Source organism: Mycobacterium sp. H4Y, from assembly GCF_000364405.1.
Lineage (GTDB): Bacteria > Actinomycetota > Actinomycetes > Mycobacteriales > Mycobacteriaceae > Mycobacterium > Mycobacterium intracellulare.
Map to the genome: position 1 here is coordinate 1,103,154 of NZ_AKIG01000001.1, position 14,829 is coordinate 1,117,982.

Sequence of the window (14,829 nt, forward strand, 5' to 3'; positions counted from 1 at the left end):
AGGTGCCTTGTATTGTGCCCCGGATCGCGAGCGGTAAGCCGATTGTGGCTGCGGAGTCGGAATTCGCAGCGGTCTACCGCGGGTTTCGGCCGGACCGCCCTAGGCGGTCAGCCGCAGTGAGGCAAGCCATCACGCCGCGCCAGTCGTCCGATGCGGTCCGTTCTGGTCAACGCGCCCGACGACGTCTAGACTTTTCACAATTTCATTTGTAAAAACATAGGGCGGGCATGTGCCGCGCGGGCCGCGATCAGCCACCGGCCGGCGATGGGCATCTGCGAAGAAAGGGCAGCGGCGCAATGAGTTTTCGCGACGACGGCAAGGTGTACCTCGAAGTCGGGGTCAACGAAGACGTCAGCAAGGATGAAAACCCGAATGTGCCCTACGGCGCCGAAGAGACGGCGCGCGACGTGGTCGAGTGCATTCAGCGCGGAGCCACCGCCGTCCAATTCCATGCCCGCTACGACGACGGCCGGCAGGCGTGGGCCGACGACGAGGTCTCCCGCACCATCTTGGCTGCCGCGGCCCGCGACGTTGACCCGTTGGCCTACCCGGGCTACGCCGGTAGCCTCGACCACATCTGGGCGCTGGCCGAGCACCCACCCGCCGGTGCGGGACTGCTGCTCGCGCCGTTCGACCCCGCCCAACATGTCAAGCGTGTGCTGTGGCAGGAGGACGAAAACCAGTTCAAGACGGTCGGTTCCGACGACTCGAACGGTTCGCAGCCGTCTTACCCGCCCGAACTCGACCGGTTCACCAAGCTGGGCCTGGTGCCCAGCATCGGTGTGTTCAACGACGTCGACTTGCGCTGGGTGATACTGGCGGGCCGCATCGGGATCTTGCGGCAACCGCTGAACATCAAGTTGTTCTTTTCCGATCGCTGGGTTTCCTATAACGATCCCGACCCCGATGTCCTCGATTACCTGGTCTCGCGCATCCCGAAGTGGATCGACCACGAGATCGTTGTCGTTCCGTATGCGATGAGCTCCGCCGAACGGCGCCAAGAGCTTTGGGAACATGCGCTCAACCGCGGGCTCGGCATCCGGGTGGGCATCGGGGATTGCCCGACGATATCGCGGACCACCACCAACGCCCAGCTGGTGGATCGCGCGGTCAACCTCGTGACCAAACGGGAACTCACGCCCGCCACGCAGGATGACGTACGCGCCCGCTTCGCCGCGGCCGAGGTGGACGAAAGCGAGTTGGTAAGGGTCGTCGTCAACCGGAACCGGTGTATGGGATGGGGCGTCTGCTACTCGCACGCGCCAGAGATCTACCAACCCGATGCCGAGGGATACTGTGTCGTCGTGAAGCCCCACGTCGACCCCAGCCTGCTGGAGAAGGCCCTCGAGGGCGCGGCGAGCTGCCCGGAACGGGCGATCCGCGTCGAAGTGTGACATCGCCTCGCGGCCGGACGATGCCCAGCGAGGATCACGGCGGGGATGTCACCGAGCGCTGCAGGAAAGGCGTGAGTATGTCGACGGGCAGTGGGAAAACCACGGTCGAATTCTGATCGGCGCCCAACTCCAAAAGTGTTTGCAGGTACCGGAGTTGAAGCGAGGCCGGATTCTTCGACAGGGTCTCGGCGGCCTGGCTCAGCTCGTCGGACGCCTGTAGTTCGCCGCGGGCGTTGATGACCTTGGCGCGGCGTTCACGCTCGGCTTCGGCCTCCCGGGCCATCGCCCGCTGCATGGATTCGGGGATCTCGACGTCCTTGATTTCCACGACCCGGACCTCGATCCCCCAGGGCCGGGTCTGCGCCTCGATGATGGTCCGAAGATCGTTGTTGAGGTCCTCGCGTTGCGCCAGCAGGGTGTCGAGGTCCGCGCGGCCCAGCAGCGAGCGCAGGGTGGTTTGCGCGATCTGTGAGGTGGCCACCGCGTAGTTCTCCACGGCGAGAATCGCTTTGAGGGGGTCGACAACCTGAAACATCACCACCGCATTGACCCGGGCGGGCACGTTGTCGCGGGTGATCACCTCCTGCGGCGGGATGGTCAATGTCACCACCCGCTGATCGACCCGAATCATCTTGTCCACCAGCGGAATCAACCACCGTGGGCCCGGCCCGTACAACGGGCGGGCATGGCCCATCCGGAACACCACGCCACGCTCATACTCGCGCACCACCGCAAGCGAAAGAAATGTCAGCACGACCACCAGCACCGCGATTGTCACCCCGGCCACCCACAACAGCGCGCTCACGTCGCCGCGTCCTTCTCCGGTCGGCCCGCGCCCCAGCGGGTCGAATAGCGGTCGACCGCGAGAGCCGCCTGGTCTTCCAGCGCGGAGCGGTGCGCCACGTGCCCGGGAGCGTTGGACGGGGTACGCCACAAATGGCCCGCCAGCGGCGTCCCCGCCGCCAGCGCGATGGCTATGACGCCGATCAGTACCAGCAGGTCGGCGGGGGAGTGCAGCCTGGCAAGCATCACCAGCGGCATCACCACCCCCAAAGCCGCTACGCAGCAAGCGATGCCGCGGTGAAAGCGTCCGGCTTCGGAATGCGGCCAGGGGTCGATCTCGCGGCTGATCTCGCGCCCGTGCTCCGAAGTCGTACAGGTCGATTTGACCGGGCAGCTGTTGCACACGCTGGGCTTGGCCCGGTAACGCATCACCCGGTGCTTCGGATCGAAGGAACTCGGCCACAGCCAGTGGTCCTCCGGGCACACCCACGCGTCATGGTCGGCGTGGTAACGGAATTGGCCGCTACGCCACTGCGCGGCGCGCTGCGACACGCGCCGTGCCATCGCGTCGACACCCCAGGCGGTGGCCACCAGTGCCAGTGCGTACCCGGCAACCAGCCATGCCGCGGCGGTGGGGGATGTCATCGTCAACCCTTCTGGGATGCAGCCGGAGTCGGGTCGAGTTCGGTGTAGAGCGGATGTTCGTGCAGCTCGTCGCTGGTCGGCGCGCGTCGGACGTTGCATATCGCGGTCCACGCGATCCAGACGAACGGCAAGACACCGCCGAGAATGAAGACGAAATCGCCAGGCAGCCGCAGCCATTCGATCAGCGAGTTGCCGGGACGGGTGAGGTAGCCCAGCGACCGCGCCTCGAAATACCCCGTGCTCACGGAGTGGTACAGCTGCAACACCCCCAGCGGCAGCAAGGTGGCGAACACCATCCAGGCCAGCCCGATGTTCATGCACCAGAAGGACAGCCGCGCCCACTTCTCCGGCCACTTGTCGGCCGGGATCGCGTAACGGAAGGCGAACATGGCCAGCCCGACGGCGAGCATGCCGTACACACCCATCATCGCTCCATGGGCGTGGTTGGCGGTCAGGGCGGTGCCGATCTGGTAGTAGGACACGATGGGCAGGTTGATCAGGAACCCGAAGATGCCCGCGCCCAAGAAGTTCCAGAATCCAACCGCCACCAGGAACATGACCGCCCAGCGATGCGGGAACGGTGTTTCGTGGCTTTGTTGGCGAGATCCCAGCTGCAGGAACGCCCAGGCCTCGACGGTCAGGAAGGTCAGCGGGATCACTTCGGCGGCGGAGAAGAACGCGCCCAGCGCCATGTGTTCCACGGGCGTGCCGGAGAAATACAGGTGGTGCATCGTCCCGATCACACCGCCGGCGGAGTACAGGATGATGTCGAGGAAGATCACTCCGAGCGCGATCCGCTCGCGCACCACCCCGAGCAGGACGAAGATGTAGGCCACCATCACGGTGGTGAACAGCTCGAGGAAGTCCTCCACCCACAGGTGGACCACCCAGAACCGCCAGAAGTCGGCCACCGAGTAGTGGGTGTCGTGGCCCGCCAACAGGCCCACGGCGTAGAAGGCCGGGATCGCCAGCCCGGTGAAGAAGAACATCCACGGCAGGTTCATCTTCGACTCGCCCTTGAGCTTGCCGCGGATGCCGCGCCAGATGATCGCGATCCACAGGAACAGGCCGACCGTCAGCAGGATCTGCCACAGCCGCGGCAGGTCGAGGAATTCCCACTGCTGGGAGAACAAGCCACCCGCGGGAATCACCCCGTAGATTGAGAGGGCCTCGCAGATCAATGAGCCGCCCACCACCAAGACGAGCGCGCCCAGCAGCCCGTACACCAGCCAACTCTGTCGTCGCGGTTCCCGACGGCTGATGAAGGGCACCAGGAAGATTCCCCCCGCCAGAAACGCGGCCGCCGTCCAAAACAGCGACAACTGCACGTGCCAGGTGCGGGCGAGGTTGAAGGGCAACAGCTTGGCCAGATCCAGCCCGTAGAACGCCGACAGGTCGGCGCGGTAGTGCTCGACGGCGCCACCCATCAGGGTCTGCGCCAAGAACAGCACCGAGACGATCGCGAAGATCCAGATCGCGGCGCGCTGCGAGGCGGTCAGTCCCACATCGCCGGGCTGGCGGAACGACAACGTGGATGCCTCCGCGCTGTGCCACCCGATCTTCTGGCTCCACCGCCCGTACACGGCGAACATGATGCCGGTCCCGCCCAGCAACGTGACCAGCGACAACACCGACCACACCACGATCGATGCGGTGGGCCCATTGTCGACCCGCGGCTCGGCCGGCCAGTTGTTGGTGTAGCTGTAACTGTGACCCGGACGCTCGGCCGCGGACGCCCACGCCGTCCACGCGAAAAACGCGGTGAGGTCATGGATGTCGGCCGTGCTGGTGATCATGCGCGGCAGCAACCCGTACTTGGTGGAGTTCTCGCCGAAGTAATCCGCGTAATGCTGTTGGAGATGGTCGAAGGCGGCCGCCTGCTTATCGGTGAACACCAACGTCTTGGTGTCGGCGTCGTAGCGGTTGGTGCGAAACTCGGCCACCACCCGTTCCTTCGCGTCAGCAGCCCCCTGTGCCCGCCATTGCGCGGCCACATCGTTGGTCGACATGCGCAGATATTCCGCGGTGTAGTCGGGACCGAGGTAAGCGCCATGTCCCAGCACCGACCCGTACTGCATCAGGCCGCGCGCCTGATAGAGCTCTTGGCCGCGGGTGATCTGGGCGCCGGTGAACAGCACCTTGCCCGACTCACTAACAACGTTGGCCGGCAACGGCATTGAGGCGGTGTAGGTCCGGTACACCAAGATTCCCATCACCAAGAACCCGAAGATCATCACCAGCGCCACGCCCTGAGCCCAGCCCTTGCCGATCAACGACGCGGCGGGTGCCGGTGTGGAAGGTCGTGACGGTGCTGATCGGATTGCCATGTGCCGGTGCGCTCCTCGGGCTGAGTGAGGGAGGGAAACGTGTCCGGGTAATTACACAATGGCGATTGTAGAAATTCACTATGAGCTGCATCACGCCCGAATGCGGGGCGCATGACCCCGGTTAGCCGGCTAGCGACCGCGTTTCGTGCCCGCCTGCTGGCAAACCCATCCATCGGGTATGCGGCCCGTGACGACGAACCGGGTGAGCTGCGCGCTCGTCGGCGCCGGCAAATCGTAGTCGGCGTGCAGATACACCACCGGCTCCTCTTTGAAGTTGTGCCCGTGCAGTTGGTCCAGCAGCTGGTTGCAGGTGGCGTCGAGCAGTGGACCGCCTGTCCGGTCGGCGAGCAGTCGCGTCAGGGCTTCCATCGTCCGCCATAGCTCGCCGTGTTCACGCATCATCACGAAGACGGGCATCATGATCCCCGCCTTGCGGATCGGCGGGAACAGGAAGGTCTCCTCCAGGTAGATGTGCCGGCGCAGCGCATCCATCGTCGCCCTCAGCAGCTCGGGTTGGCGGTCGCCGCCGTCGAGCTTTCCGACGAAAAGTTCTATGGCAGCAGCTATTTCGCGGTGTTGCCGCATGAGTTCGGCGGATAGCACCCGGTCGGGCATCACGTGCTCCTCTACGTCAATGTGCAGATCGGGGCAGGCCAGTTCCTAGAAGGCGGCAGGTCAAGCCGGTGGCTTTGCCGGCGACGAGGCAAGGTTCGGCTCCCGTTGCCCGACAGCGAGTCCCTGCTGTAAGCCCCCGATGAGCTGCTGCCGCTGGGCGGGGGCGCCGGCAGGGCTGGTCTGTGCGCAGCTGCAGCTGAGGCCGCCAAAGGGATTGGGGCCGTCGTCACCCGGATCCGGGTCGGCGCCGGCGTGTATCGGCGTCGATGCCCCGAGCGCCACGATGACCGCGGCGCACAGGTTTGTCAGGAGCGCCAAAGGTTTTCGGTTCGGCGGCCGGTGCGCAGACCGGTGTGGTGTGGGTGTGTCCATTGCGATTTCCTTCGGATTCGACGAGCTTGCGCTTCCCGGGACGGGCTGCGGACGGGGGCGCTGCATCATCCGGCCACTGGCGAATGCGGGATGAGCGAGACACGCAAACCGACGCGCTGAACCGCACCCTCGGACTCGCGACCGACCATGCCGCCCAGCGGCAGCTTGGACACGGTCGGGCCGGGGGACGGCGCCGCGGCCCATCCGCCCGGCATGGCGCTGGAGTGGAGGGCCTGCAGGGGCGTGACCGACGAAACGGTGGCGGCCCAACTCGGGGGCACGGACAACGTGCTCAGCGAGCTGGCTTGGCCCACGCCCGCCGCAACGCTGTGACCCAATCCCGCGACCGGCGGGAGATTGCCCAGACCCGCGGCGGCGCCCATACCGCTGATGCCCTCCACGCCGCCGGCGCCCTCGGCCCCCAAAATGGAACCGGCGCCCGCGTAGTCCAGTGCCAACCCCTGGTAGTCCAAACCGAGCCCCTGGTAATCCAAATCGAGCCCGTAGAGGTCTATGCCGATTCCTCCGGTGTCGGCGATCAGGCCGGCGCCGTCGGCGCCGAAACCCGCCGCCTCTCCCGCCAGCGCGCCCGTACCGCCGTCGAGCGCCGGCGCGGCGGCGAGTGTGGAGGCCAGTCCCGTCGCGGCGCCCGCGCCCGTGCTCGCGCTCTTCGTCGCGCCCTTGCCGGAGGCGTTGGTCAGACCCGACAGCGCGCTGAGCGGGGCGGTGGCCCCCGACGATCCCAGCGAAGCGCCCGTGCCCATCGCCGCCTGCGACAGCCCCGTGCTTGAGGACGAGCCGGGTGTCGAAAGGCCTTGCAGGGTTTGCGGCACAGAGGAGGCCCACTGCGTCGCCGTCGCGTGGGCGGTGCTGCCGGATTGCAGCGCCGCGTGGGTGACGGCGCCGATGTGGCCGGCGACGGCGGTCGAAGTCGCCGTTTGGGGCGGCGGCGACGCCACGGGCGAAAGCGCCGAGGCCGACGCCGAACTGGCGGCGTAGCCGTACATCGCGGTCGCGTCTTGCGCCCACATTTCGCTGTACTCGGCTTCGGTCGCCATGATCGCCGGCGTGTTCTGCCCAAAGATGTTCGTTTGGATCAGGGCCAGCAGCCGAATCCGATTGGCCGCGACCAGCGGAGGGGGGACCGTCATCGCGTACGCGGTTTCGAAGGCCGCCGCGGCGGCCGTGGCCTGGCCGGCGGCCTGCTGGCATTGCTCGGCGGTCGCCGTCATCCACGCGATGTAGGGCATGACCGCGGCCACCATCGACATCGATGCCGGCCCCGACCAGGACTCGTCGGTGAGGCCGGCGATCACGGCTTGGTAGCTGCCGGCGGCATCAGTCAGCTCGGCCGCCAGCGTCTCCCATCCCGCCGCGGCGGCCAGCAAACTTGCGGGACCGGGCCCCAAATACATCCGACCAGAGTTGATCTCCGGTGGTAACGCGCCAAAATCCATGCCTATCTCTGTCCCCTTGTCAGTTCTCTGGGCGGACCGTGCTGACGCCGCGGCGGTCGCACGCGACATCCGGTCACGCAATCGATGTGGTGATGAAAAGCCCGAGTCCCCAACGCATCACGCGACGCGACCTGGTGAGCCCGCATACCCGGGTTCGTTGGATTGACCTCGCTATTGCGCGAATTGGCACACCTGTTTCCCGGCAGCACCGGGGTGTGTGTGATGGCCACAACACGTCTGCTGAACGGCCCAGACGACGACCGATCAGCAGATGCCGGGGGCACCGGAGCTGATCGCGGCTAGCGTCTGATCCGCCGCGGGTGGGTATTGCGCGCCGGCGAGGTGACGCGCCCGATCAGCAACGGGCGACGCAGAACTGAATCAAAATATTGTGCCCGGCGGGACTGGACGCCGGCGCGCGTGCCGGCGTATCGACGCGCTGCTGGGACCAAATTATGCCGAGGGTGGGTGGGGCCGACGATCCGGATTGCCGAGGCGTCGAAAGAGCGAAAGTGCTTCCACGATCACGCTTTAACGCGACGCTCTTGAACGCCTTGTCGTCGTTCACCGTGGATCCGACGCCGAGGCGACGTACCGGAACCGACTCGTGGTCGGAGTGCATGGGGTTGGAAAGCGGGCTGGCCGACGAGGCGGCCGCCTCCGGCGGCGAGGCGTTGGCGGCCATTTCGGCTCGCAAAGCCCCGCAACCGAGTACAGCTGCAACGAGTGCCAGCGCAGCAACGATGGCCAACGCGGGTTGCCGTCGCGGCCACCGTGAAAGCAGTCCAACTCCGAAATTCACAGTGCCATGCACTCTACCAGCCGCGATACATCGACAGGCAACGCGTCACGTCCAGCAAAACCCCGATCGGGCGCCCCCGTCAGACCATCCGCGGTCCGCCGAAACCCGGAACCGCGCCCACCGGGATCAGCGCCAGCGCGATGACGAGAAGGATGAACAGCCGCACCGTCTTTGGTGTGGGTCGCCGATCGATCTCGGGCCTGCGCGCCGCGAAAAGGAGGAAGACGATCGCGACGTCGAGCGCTACGATCGTCAGCCAACGGGTCCAGTCGAAGCCGGTCAGAAAGACCGGGATGACCAGCAGCAGACCGGTGATCACCCAGGGAGTTCGCCCGCGCAAGGCGTCGACGAACGCGCGCAGCGGGACGCCCGAAAAGGCGCTGAGACCCCACACCGTCACCGCGGCGGCACCGGCGCCGAAGAGCAGTGAGACGGTGAGGCCGAGCGCGCCGATGTGGCCGACGGTTCGGACGGCGTCCGCGATTCCGTTGGCGTAGTTCGGCATCACATTGCGGCACACCCAGTCGTGGTAATCGGTTTGATTCGGTTGTCCCGCAAGCACGTAGTGCATCAGCGTCGCAGGCGATGTGACCGTGGCAAAGGGGTTGGGCACCGGGTGATGTGGCACCGCCGCGCACAGTTGAGGGGCGATGTCGTGGCGACCGAACGCCGCCACGGCAGCCGTGGTGAGGACTCCCGGCAGCACGGCCAGGAGCATGCCACGGCGCCAGGTGGTTTCCAGGGCCCCGCCGAGGACGACGATTGCCAGGAATGCCCCCAGTGCGAACTGCAGCCCTATCGCCTCGTGCACCAGCGTCAAGGCGGCGATGACGGCGCCGTAGGCGGCGCACCATACAGTCGCGACGGGCCGGGATCGTGTGAGCGCCAACGCCGAGCTGAACGCCGCGAGGGCCGCCCCACCGAACAGGTCCGGCCGAGCCGAGAACGCCGCGAACGGGACACCGAATGGCAACAGCGGCAACACCGCCGCGACCATCAGTCTGCGTTCAGACCGATGGCGACCCGAGACCACCACACCGGCGACCGTTACCAGCCCGCCCAAATAGATCAGCGTGGACAGCCACCGCAGACCGAGCGTGGCCGCGAAGTAGTGGTTCGGGGCCAACCGGACCAGTTCACCGGCGAGCCCGCGGCGGACGAAGCCATGCGTGTAGTCGGCCGTGTAATACGACATCCAGTACACGTCGAGGGGAACGACCTTGATCGCGAACCACAGCACGGCCGCCGCCCACGCCGCGATCGCGACGGCGACACCCACGTGAAGGCGACGCGCGCGTTGATCGGCCTCGAGGGCGAGGTCCACCGTCACGACCCGTCCCCATAGACCGTGGTGGCGGACAAATGCAGGTCGGCCAGCGCGTCGCACGCGAGCTCGCTCGTGGCCGCGGTGATGGGGTGGGCGCCGCTGTGGTAGCCGACGATGGTGAGAAATCGGCTGCCGTTGACCGTTCCTGTGCCGCAGAACAATTGGCCGTGTGTTTGCTCGATGCGCGACCGGGTGATGCCCTGCTCGGCCAGCCGCATCGAGAACTCGGTGGCGTCCGCACCGTCGATGCGGCCGACGGCGGCATCGAGGCTGCCGAGGTTGGAGCAGCCCACCGGCAGCTGGCCGGCCGACATGGCGATGCCCTCGGCGCGACGGACCAGCCATCGTGGCGTGAACGGAATGAGTGGCAATCCGGCGAGCATCTCGTTGGGTTGGCGAGCCAAAGACGCCAACAGCTCTTTGACATCCGCACGCACGCCGCTCAAGTCGCCGGCCACGGTGTGGGCGTCGACGGTGAGCGTGATCGAGGTCAGCGCGTTGGCGCGGTCGTCATCGGCGGTGCGATCGCTGACCGGAAGCACCACCGTCACGGAGTTTTCGCCGGGGAGCACCCTGCCCATCCGGTGCGCCAGGCGAGCGGCGAACGCGACGCACAGCGTGTTGCTGCTCCCGCCGAGGCTGCGCGCACGTGCCTCCCATGCCGCGGCGTCGGTTTGGATCGTCACCGACCCGAATCCGTTCTGGCGCTGGCCCATTGGGCCGGACGCCCGAGGCGCGCGCGTTTGCGGCTGCGCCTGTCGATCCGCCGCGGCCTTGACCAGTATCGCCAGCGTCGCGATCAGCGCCCGGACGGCCGCCGGCAGGCTGAGAACGGCGTGGGACAGGTCCTCACGAATCGCGCGCCACCGGCCACGCGAATTCGGCTGTGGGTAGCCGCGATTGCGTGGCTCTCCCTTGACCGCTTCGGTGATGGCCGCTGCCATCGCGAGGCCGTCGACTACGCAGTGTGACGCCACCAGGGTGACCGCCGCCCCACCGTCGTCCAACGGCAGCACGCCGAGGTGAAATGTCGGGCCGTGCTCGGGGTCGACGCGCACCCGCGCGCGTCTTTCGATCCACGCGCCGATCTCGCTCCGGGGGCGCGGCGGTTCGCACGCGATGTCCGGTGAGCGGCTGTCGGCCACCCAGCGGTGGCGCCCGAACGGCAGCGGCGAACGCTCGATCCGGCGCCCGAGCAGACCGGCACCGAGACTGTCTCTGAAGGACCGCAATTCGTCGATATCGACGGCGCGGTCATAGACCCATGTGCATTGCACCGTGCTGCCTTGACCGGTGGCGCGCAGCCGCAGAAACGCGGCCTGGTCCAACAGTGCCAGCCTCGTCACTAGCACCCCGCCTCGGCCGGGGCGCGATATCCGCGCACCGCCACCGGCGCGAACACCGCGACCAGGACGCCGGCCCACAGGGCGGCTTGCCACAGCGGCGAGAGCACCGGCCCGCCCTCTGCGAGCGCGCGCATCGCCTCGATCGTCGCTGATATGGGCGAAAAACGGACCACCGGTTGCAGCCAGCCCGGAAAGACCCCGGCGGGCGCGACACCGGTGTTGAGGAACAGCAGCAGCACGCATCCCGCACCCAGCCAGGTCACCATGGCTTTGCCGTCCGCGCGGGCGGCGATCGCGATCACCAACGTCGCCATCCCGGCCGAAATCGCCACGGGTACCAGCACAAAGGCCAGCGCCGCGATCCAGCCGTAGCTGAATCGCAGCCCCAGGGCGACACCGAAGATGGTGAGCACAACGGCGGACGCGGTGGTGCGGGCGGCCTCGGCGACCAGCCGGCCCGCCACCGTGCTGGCCCGATGCACCGGCTGCACCCACAACCTCGTCAGTACGCCCGACTCTCGTTCCGCCGGCAAAGCCAAACCGGCGCCAAGGGTTCCGAACACGGCGCCCACCACCGCACACATGGGAACCAGCCCGTACAGGCTGTCGTGTCCGGTGACGGCCAGAACGGCTTTGCCGATCAGCAATTTGTAGACGATGAGGAGGAAGGCCGGGAACAGCAGGGCCTGCACCGCGACGATCGGGTCGCGCCGCCAGCGGCGCAGGAGCCGGCCGGCCTCCGAAGCGCTGTGACTGAGAAAGGCCGTCAGTGACGGCGCATACGAAACCCGTTGCGTCGCATGGGTAGCCACTGCCCCCCGCGACGGCTGCGCGGACGCATCCCGCGCCTGTCGAGCGCCCTGAGACGGGATCCGGACCGTGCGGGGCGCGCGGGGGCGTCCGCCGCCGACGCGTCGCTGCATCCGCACCGCCAAAACGCCGAACAACGCCAGCAGCCCCAGGCACCACGCCGATGCCACCGCCAGGTCCCTACCCGTTGCGTGACCGGCGGCGAGCCCGCGCAACGTGTCGGTGACCCGGGAGACCGGCTGGTGTCGGACGAACGGGCCCAGCCATGCCGGAAACGACTCCGCGGGAGCGATACCCGTGGACAACAGGACCAGCACCAGCTGGGGCAGCAGCAGCAATTGGCTCGACGATTCGACGGAGCCGACCCGCGAGCCGAGGGCGTCGGCGCCGAGGCACACCGCCATCGCGAACGCCACGACGATGATCACGAACAGGCCCGTGTCGCCCGGACCGCCGGCCATCCGGAAGCCGAACGACCACCCGACGGCGACAGCGGCGACGAGCGCGACGACCGAGCGTATCAAGCAATAGAGCATCCGCGCGGCCAGCGGCACCGCCGCGGGAACCGGCAAAGTCTTGAGACGAGACCCGAAGCCGGAGAGCCGGTCTCGTGCGGCACGGTCGGCGGTCGTCATCGCCCCGAACAGCATCGCCTGCACGATGACCACCGGCAGGACATATTGCGGATAGGTCATCGAGCCGGGATGGATCAGGCTGCCCAACACCAAGGTGAATCCCAGGAAGCAGCCCACGGGCGCCAGCGCCGCGAACAGCAGGTCGGCATCGCGCCGAGAGCCGGAAAGTGTGCGCAAGGTGAGTGCCGCCAAGGCACTCATGCCGAGACCTCGGTCGGCGGAGACAATTCCGCGTCACGCATCGGTGTTCAGCCCGGCGTCGGCCACCCGGGTGAACTCGGCGCGCATCGTCTCGACGTAGCGGGAGACCGACCTACGCGCGACGTCGGTGCCGGGGTAAGCGACCACCAGCTGCGTTTTGTCGTGCATGCGATTGACCCACATGCACACCGTCTCCGACAGCCTGTTATCGCCCCACACCCCGGCACGCAGACCGTCGAAGTAGTCGCCGAACGGCAACTTGCGAATATCGATGTACGACAGCATCGGGACCGGACGGTCCGGAACCTCGATGGGGTCCGACGATCCGTCCGGCGACTCGAGCAAGTGGTAGTACGGCACGGCACCCAGCGCCGTGTTTGCATCGAACGATGCCTGGGCGGCGCTGACGACCTCGTCGAACGAAGCGCCTGCGGTCGGAATTGCCAACGGGACAAAACTGGCCAACCATCCGACCGCGGTGGCGTGGGCGGGATCCCGCCGGTTGTCGAACGGGGTGAGGCCGAAATACGTTGCGGCGCCCGTCAACCGGTGCTCGGTCAGGGCGGCGCAGGCGAACACGCCACCGCTGAAACGCGCGCCCGCGGCGCGGCACGCCGCTTCGAACCGCCGTCCCTGGTCGTCATCGATCAGGTCGAACACGTCGATGGCCCCCGGGGTATCGGCGGCCGCCTCGCCAAGTTCCAGCGGAAATTTCGGCAGCGCCCCGTTGTTCGCCGCGAGAAAGGCTCGCCACGAACGGATCTCGGGTGACTCTTCGGTCAGGCCCCTGGTGTACGCATGCTGATTCGCGCTGTATTCGCGATGGCTGGCGGCGGGTGCCAGCGGACACTGTGCCTGCTGCAACGCGCTGAAGTACATCGTCTGGATGTCGAGGAAGATCACCCCGGCCGACATACCGTCGGCGCGCAGGTGGTCGACGGCGATCAGGACCGTGAACCGGTCATCACCCTGGATGACGCCGAAGGTGAAGCAGTCCCATTGCAGGGGATCGGGCGTGTCGAGCAGGAGTTTGCGGATCTGCGGTGGTCCCATCTTTCCGAGATCCGTTGGCGCCAAAGTGATGACCTCCGGCTCGGCAATGACGTAGCGAAGGACCTCGTCGTCGTCACCGAAGGCGAACCGGTCGTGGTAGGTGTCGTGCCGCCGCAGGTGCGCATTCACGGCGTAGGTCATCGCATCGATATCACAGACACCGCTGATTTCCCAGGCCCCAATGCACAACCGTGGGATATCACGACCCCGGCTGACCTGGCGTCGGTAGTATCGAAGATGCTGCGACTGCTGATAACTCACCGGCGCCGGATGGTATTGCGCTTCGGCAACACGCCGGTAGGTGGTCGCGGTGGGGTACCAGGATACGACGGTGCCCTCGGCCGTCCAGTCCTCAACCGTTCCCAAGAACATGCGCTACCTTTCGTCCGTCAGCTGGTGACGCCAGTTCGGATGACCTTAATGGCACAGCGCATGAGTTGCTGAACAAGTTGAGGACCCGAGGAGCCCCGTTACGCGGGCCTCCCGATCGCCGCACCGCCGGATGCGTCGACCAATGCGCGCGAGGGAATAAGTTCACCGTGATGTGAGTTGGCGACCCGCATGTTGTCAAGCGGCGCAAAGTCATGACTCGCCGGCGCACCCGCGGCGCAATCATAGAATTCCCCTCTCGGGCCCGAGCAATCTCTCAGGAACTTCTGACAACCCATGGTGTGCCCGTGTGAGGTAGTCAAAGACAGGGAGCCGAATTAGATCGCGCGGTTAACACAACCGTTGGCCGAACAAGCATTTCTCTCGACGCGATGACCCAATCTGTCGATTCCCACCCACAGAGCGGCGCTGTCTCGGCATGGCCACCCGAGACGATGCTGGGCCTGCCGAAACGGCGCTTCGGTTACCATATCGTGATGTATGGCCGTATTGGAATAGTGTCAGCAAAACCTTTCTTGCACCGGTGAGTCGGGCAAACAATCACACGATCCGCATAAGTTCCCCGGCGCTGCATCACATGCTCCCGTTGATGCGAAGCCTCGCATGGGATTCGGGCCGATTCCCGACTCCGGCAGCAAACTGCGGCCAACCGGGAATCCGGTCAATAGGGGG

General features: G+C 66.6%; 11 protein-coding genes. 1 reads left to right on the plus strand and 10 read right to left on the minus strand.

Going from position 1 to position 14,829, the window contains the following annotated elements:
- Positions 1–296 precede the first annotated feature (296 nt).
- The gene (locus W7U_RS05005; RefSeq protein ID WP_008255513.1) at positions 297–1,394 is read left to right on the plus strand and encodes a 3-keto-5-aminohexanoate cleavage protein; all 1,098 of its coding nucleotides are present in this window, start codon (positions 297–299) and stop codon (positions 1,392–1,394) included.
- A 34-nt stretch (positions 1,395–1,428) separates the two neighbouring features.
- Here W7U_RS05005 and W7U_RS05010 read toward each other — a convergent pair whose 3' ends face one another.
- From W7U_RS05010 to W7U_RS05050, 10 genes are all read right to left on the minus strand, one after another.
- Complete coding sequence (locus tag W7U_RS05010; protein WP_008255514.1) at positions 1,429–2,199, minus strand: slipin family protein; 771 nt, start codon at positions 2,197–2,199, stop codon at positions 1,429–1,431.
- On the minus strand, positions 2,196–2,822 hold the full coding sequence (locus W7U_RS05015; protein ID WP_008255516.1) for a hypothetical protein: 627 nt from the start codon (positions 2,820–2,822) through the stop codon (positions 2,196–2,198). The genes W7U_RS05010 and W7U_RS05015 overlap by 4 nt, the downstream gene beginning before the upstream one ends.
- 2 nt (positions 2,823–2,824) lie before the next feature.
- Complete coding sequence (locus tag W7U_RS05020) at positions 2,825–5,149, minus strand: cbb3-type cytochrome c oxidase subunit I (protein ID WP_020822180.1); 2,325 nt, start codon at positions 5,147–5,149, stop codon at positions 2,825–2,827.
- A 129-nt stretch (positions 5,150–5,278) separates the two neighbouring features.
- Positions 5,279–5,764 (minus strand): hemerythrin domain-containing protein, encoded by a 486-nt coding sequence (locus W7U_RS05025; RefSeq protein WP_008255526.1) that lies wholly within the window; start codon positions 5,762–5,764, stop codon positions 5,279–5,281.
- Positions 5,765–6,201: 437 nt separating this feature from the next.
- Entirely contained in the window at positions 6,202–7,593 is a 1,392-nt protein-coding gene (locus W7U_RS05030; RefSeq protein WP_036428736.1) for a PPE family protein, read from the minus strand.
- A gap of 355 nt (positions 7,594–7,948) precedes the next feature.
- Positions 7,949–8,278: a hypothetical protein gene (locus tag W7U_RS25255; protein WP_074021617.1), complete on the minus strand. Its 330-nt coding sequence runs from the start codon at positions 8,276–8,278 to the stop codon at positions 7,949–7,951.
- A gap of 196 nt (positions 8,279–8,474) precedes the next feature.
- Positions 8,475–9,725, minus strand: coding sequence for a hypothetical protein (locus tag W7U_RS05035; RefSeq protein WP_008255529.1), 1,251 nt, complete (start codon positions 9,723–9,725; stop codon positions 8,475–8,477).
- Positions 9,722–11,068: a wax ester/triacylglycerol synthase domain-containing protein gene (locus W7U_RS05040; RefSeq protein WP_008255531.1), complete on the minus strand. Its 1,347-nt coding sequence runs from the start codon at positions 11,066–11,068 to the stop codon at positions 9,722–9,724. Before W7U_RS05040 ends, W7U_RS05035 begins: the two co-directional genes overlap by 4 nt.
- A complete protein-coding gene (locus W7U_RS05045) occupies positions 11,068–12,714 on the minus strand; it encodes an ABC transporter permease (protein WP_008255534.1) in 1,647 nt (548 codons plus the stop codon). The genes W7U_RS05040 and W7U_RS05045 overlap by 1 nt, the downstream gene beginning before the upstream one ends.
- A 33-nt stretch (positions 12,715–12,747) precedes the next feature.
- On the minus strand, positions 12,748–14,139 hold the full coding sequence (locus tag W7U_RS05050; protein WP_008255536.1) for a condensation domain-containing protein: 1,392 nt from the start codon (positions 14,137–14,139) through the stop codon (positions 12,748–12,750).
- Positions 14,140–14,829 lie beyond the last annotated feature (690 nt).

Coding starts and splice junctions, on each gene's coding strand:
- W7U_RS05005 (WP_008255513.1), top strand. CDS start 297: ATGAGTTTTCGCGACGACGGCAAGGTGTACCTCGAAGTCGGGGTCAAC.
- W7U_RS05015 (WP_008255516.1), bottom strand. CDS start 2,822: ATGACATCCCCCACCGCCGCGGCATGGCTGGTTGCCGGGTACGCACTG.
- W7U_RS05020 (WP_020822180.1), bottom strand. CDS start 5,149: ATGGCAATCCGATCAGCACCGTCACGACCTTCCACACCGGCACCCGCC.
- W7U_RS05025 (WP_008255526.1), bottom strand. CDS start 5,764: ATGCCCGACCGGGTGCTATCCGCCGAACTCATGCGGCAACACCGCGAA.
- W7U_RS05030 (WP_036428736.1), bottom strand. CDS start 7,593: ATGGATTTTGGCGCGTTACCACCGGAGATCAACTCTGGTCGGATGTAT.
- W7U_RS25255 (WP_074021617.1), bottom strand. CDS start 8,278: ATGGCCGCCAACGCCTCGCCGCCGGAGGCGGCCGCCTCGTCGGCCAGC.
- W7U_RS05045 (WP_008255534.1), bottom strand. CDS start 12,714: ATGAGTGCCTTGGCGGCACTCACCTTGCGCACACTTTCCGGCTCTCGG.
- W7U_RS05050 (WP_008255536.1), bottom strand. CDS start 14,139: ATGTTCTTGGGAACGGTTGAGGACTGGACGGCCGAGGGCACCGTCGTA.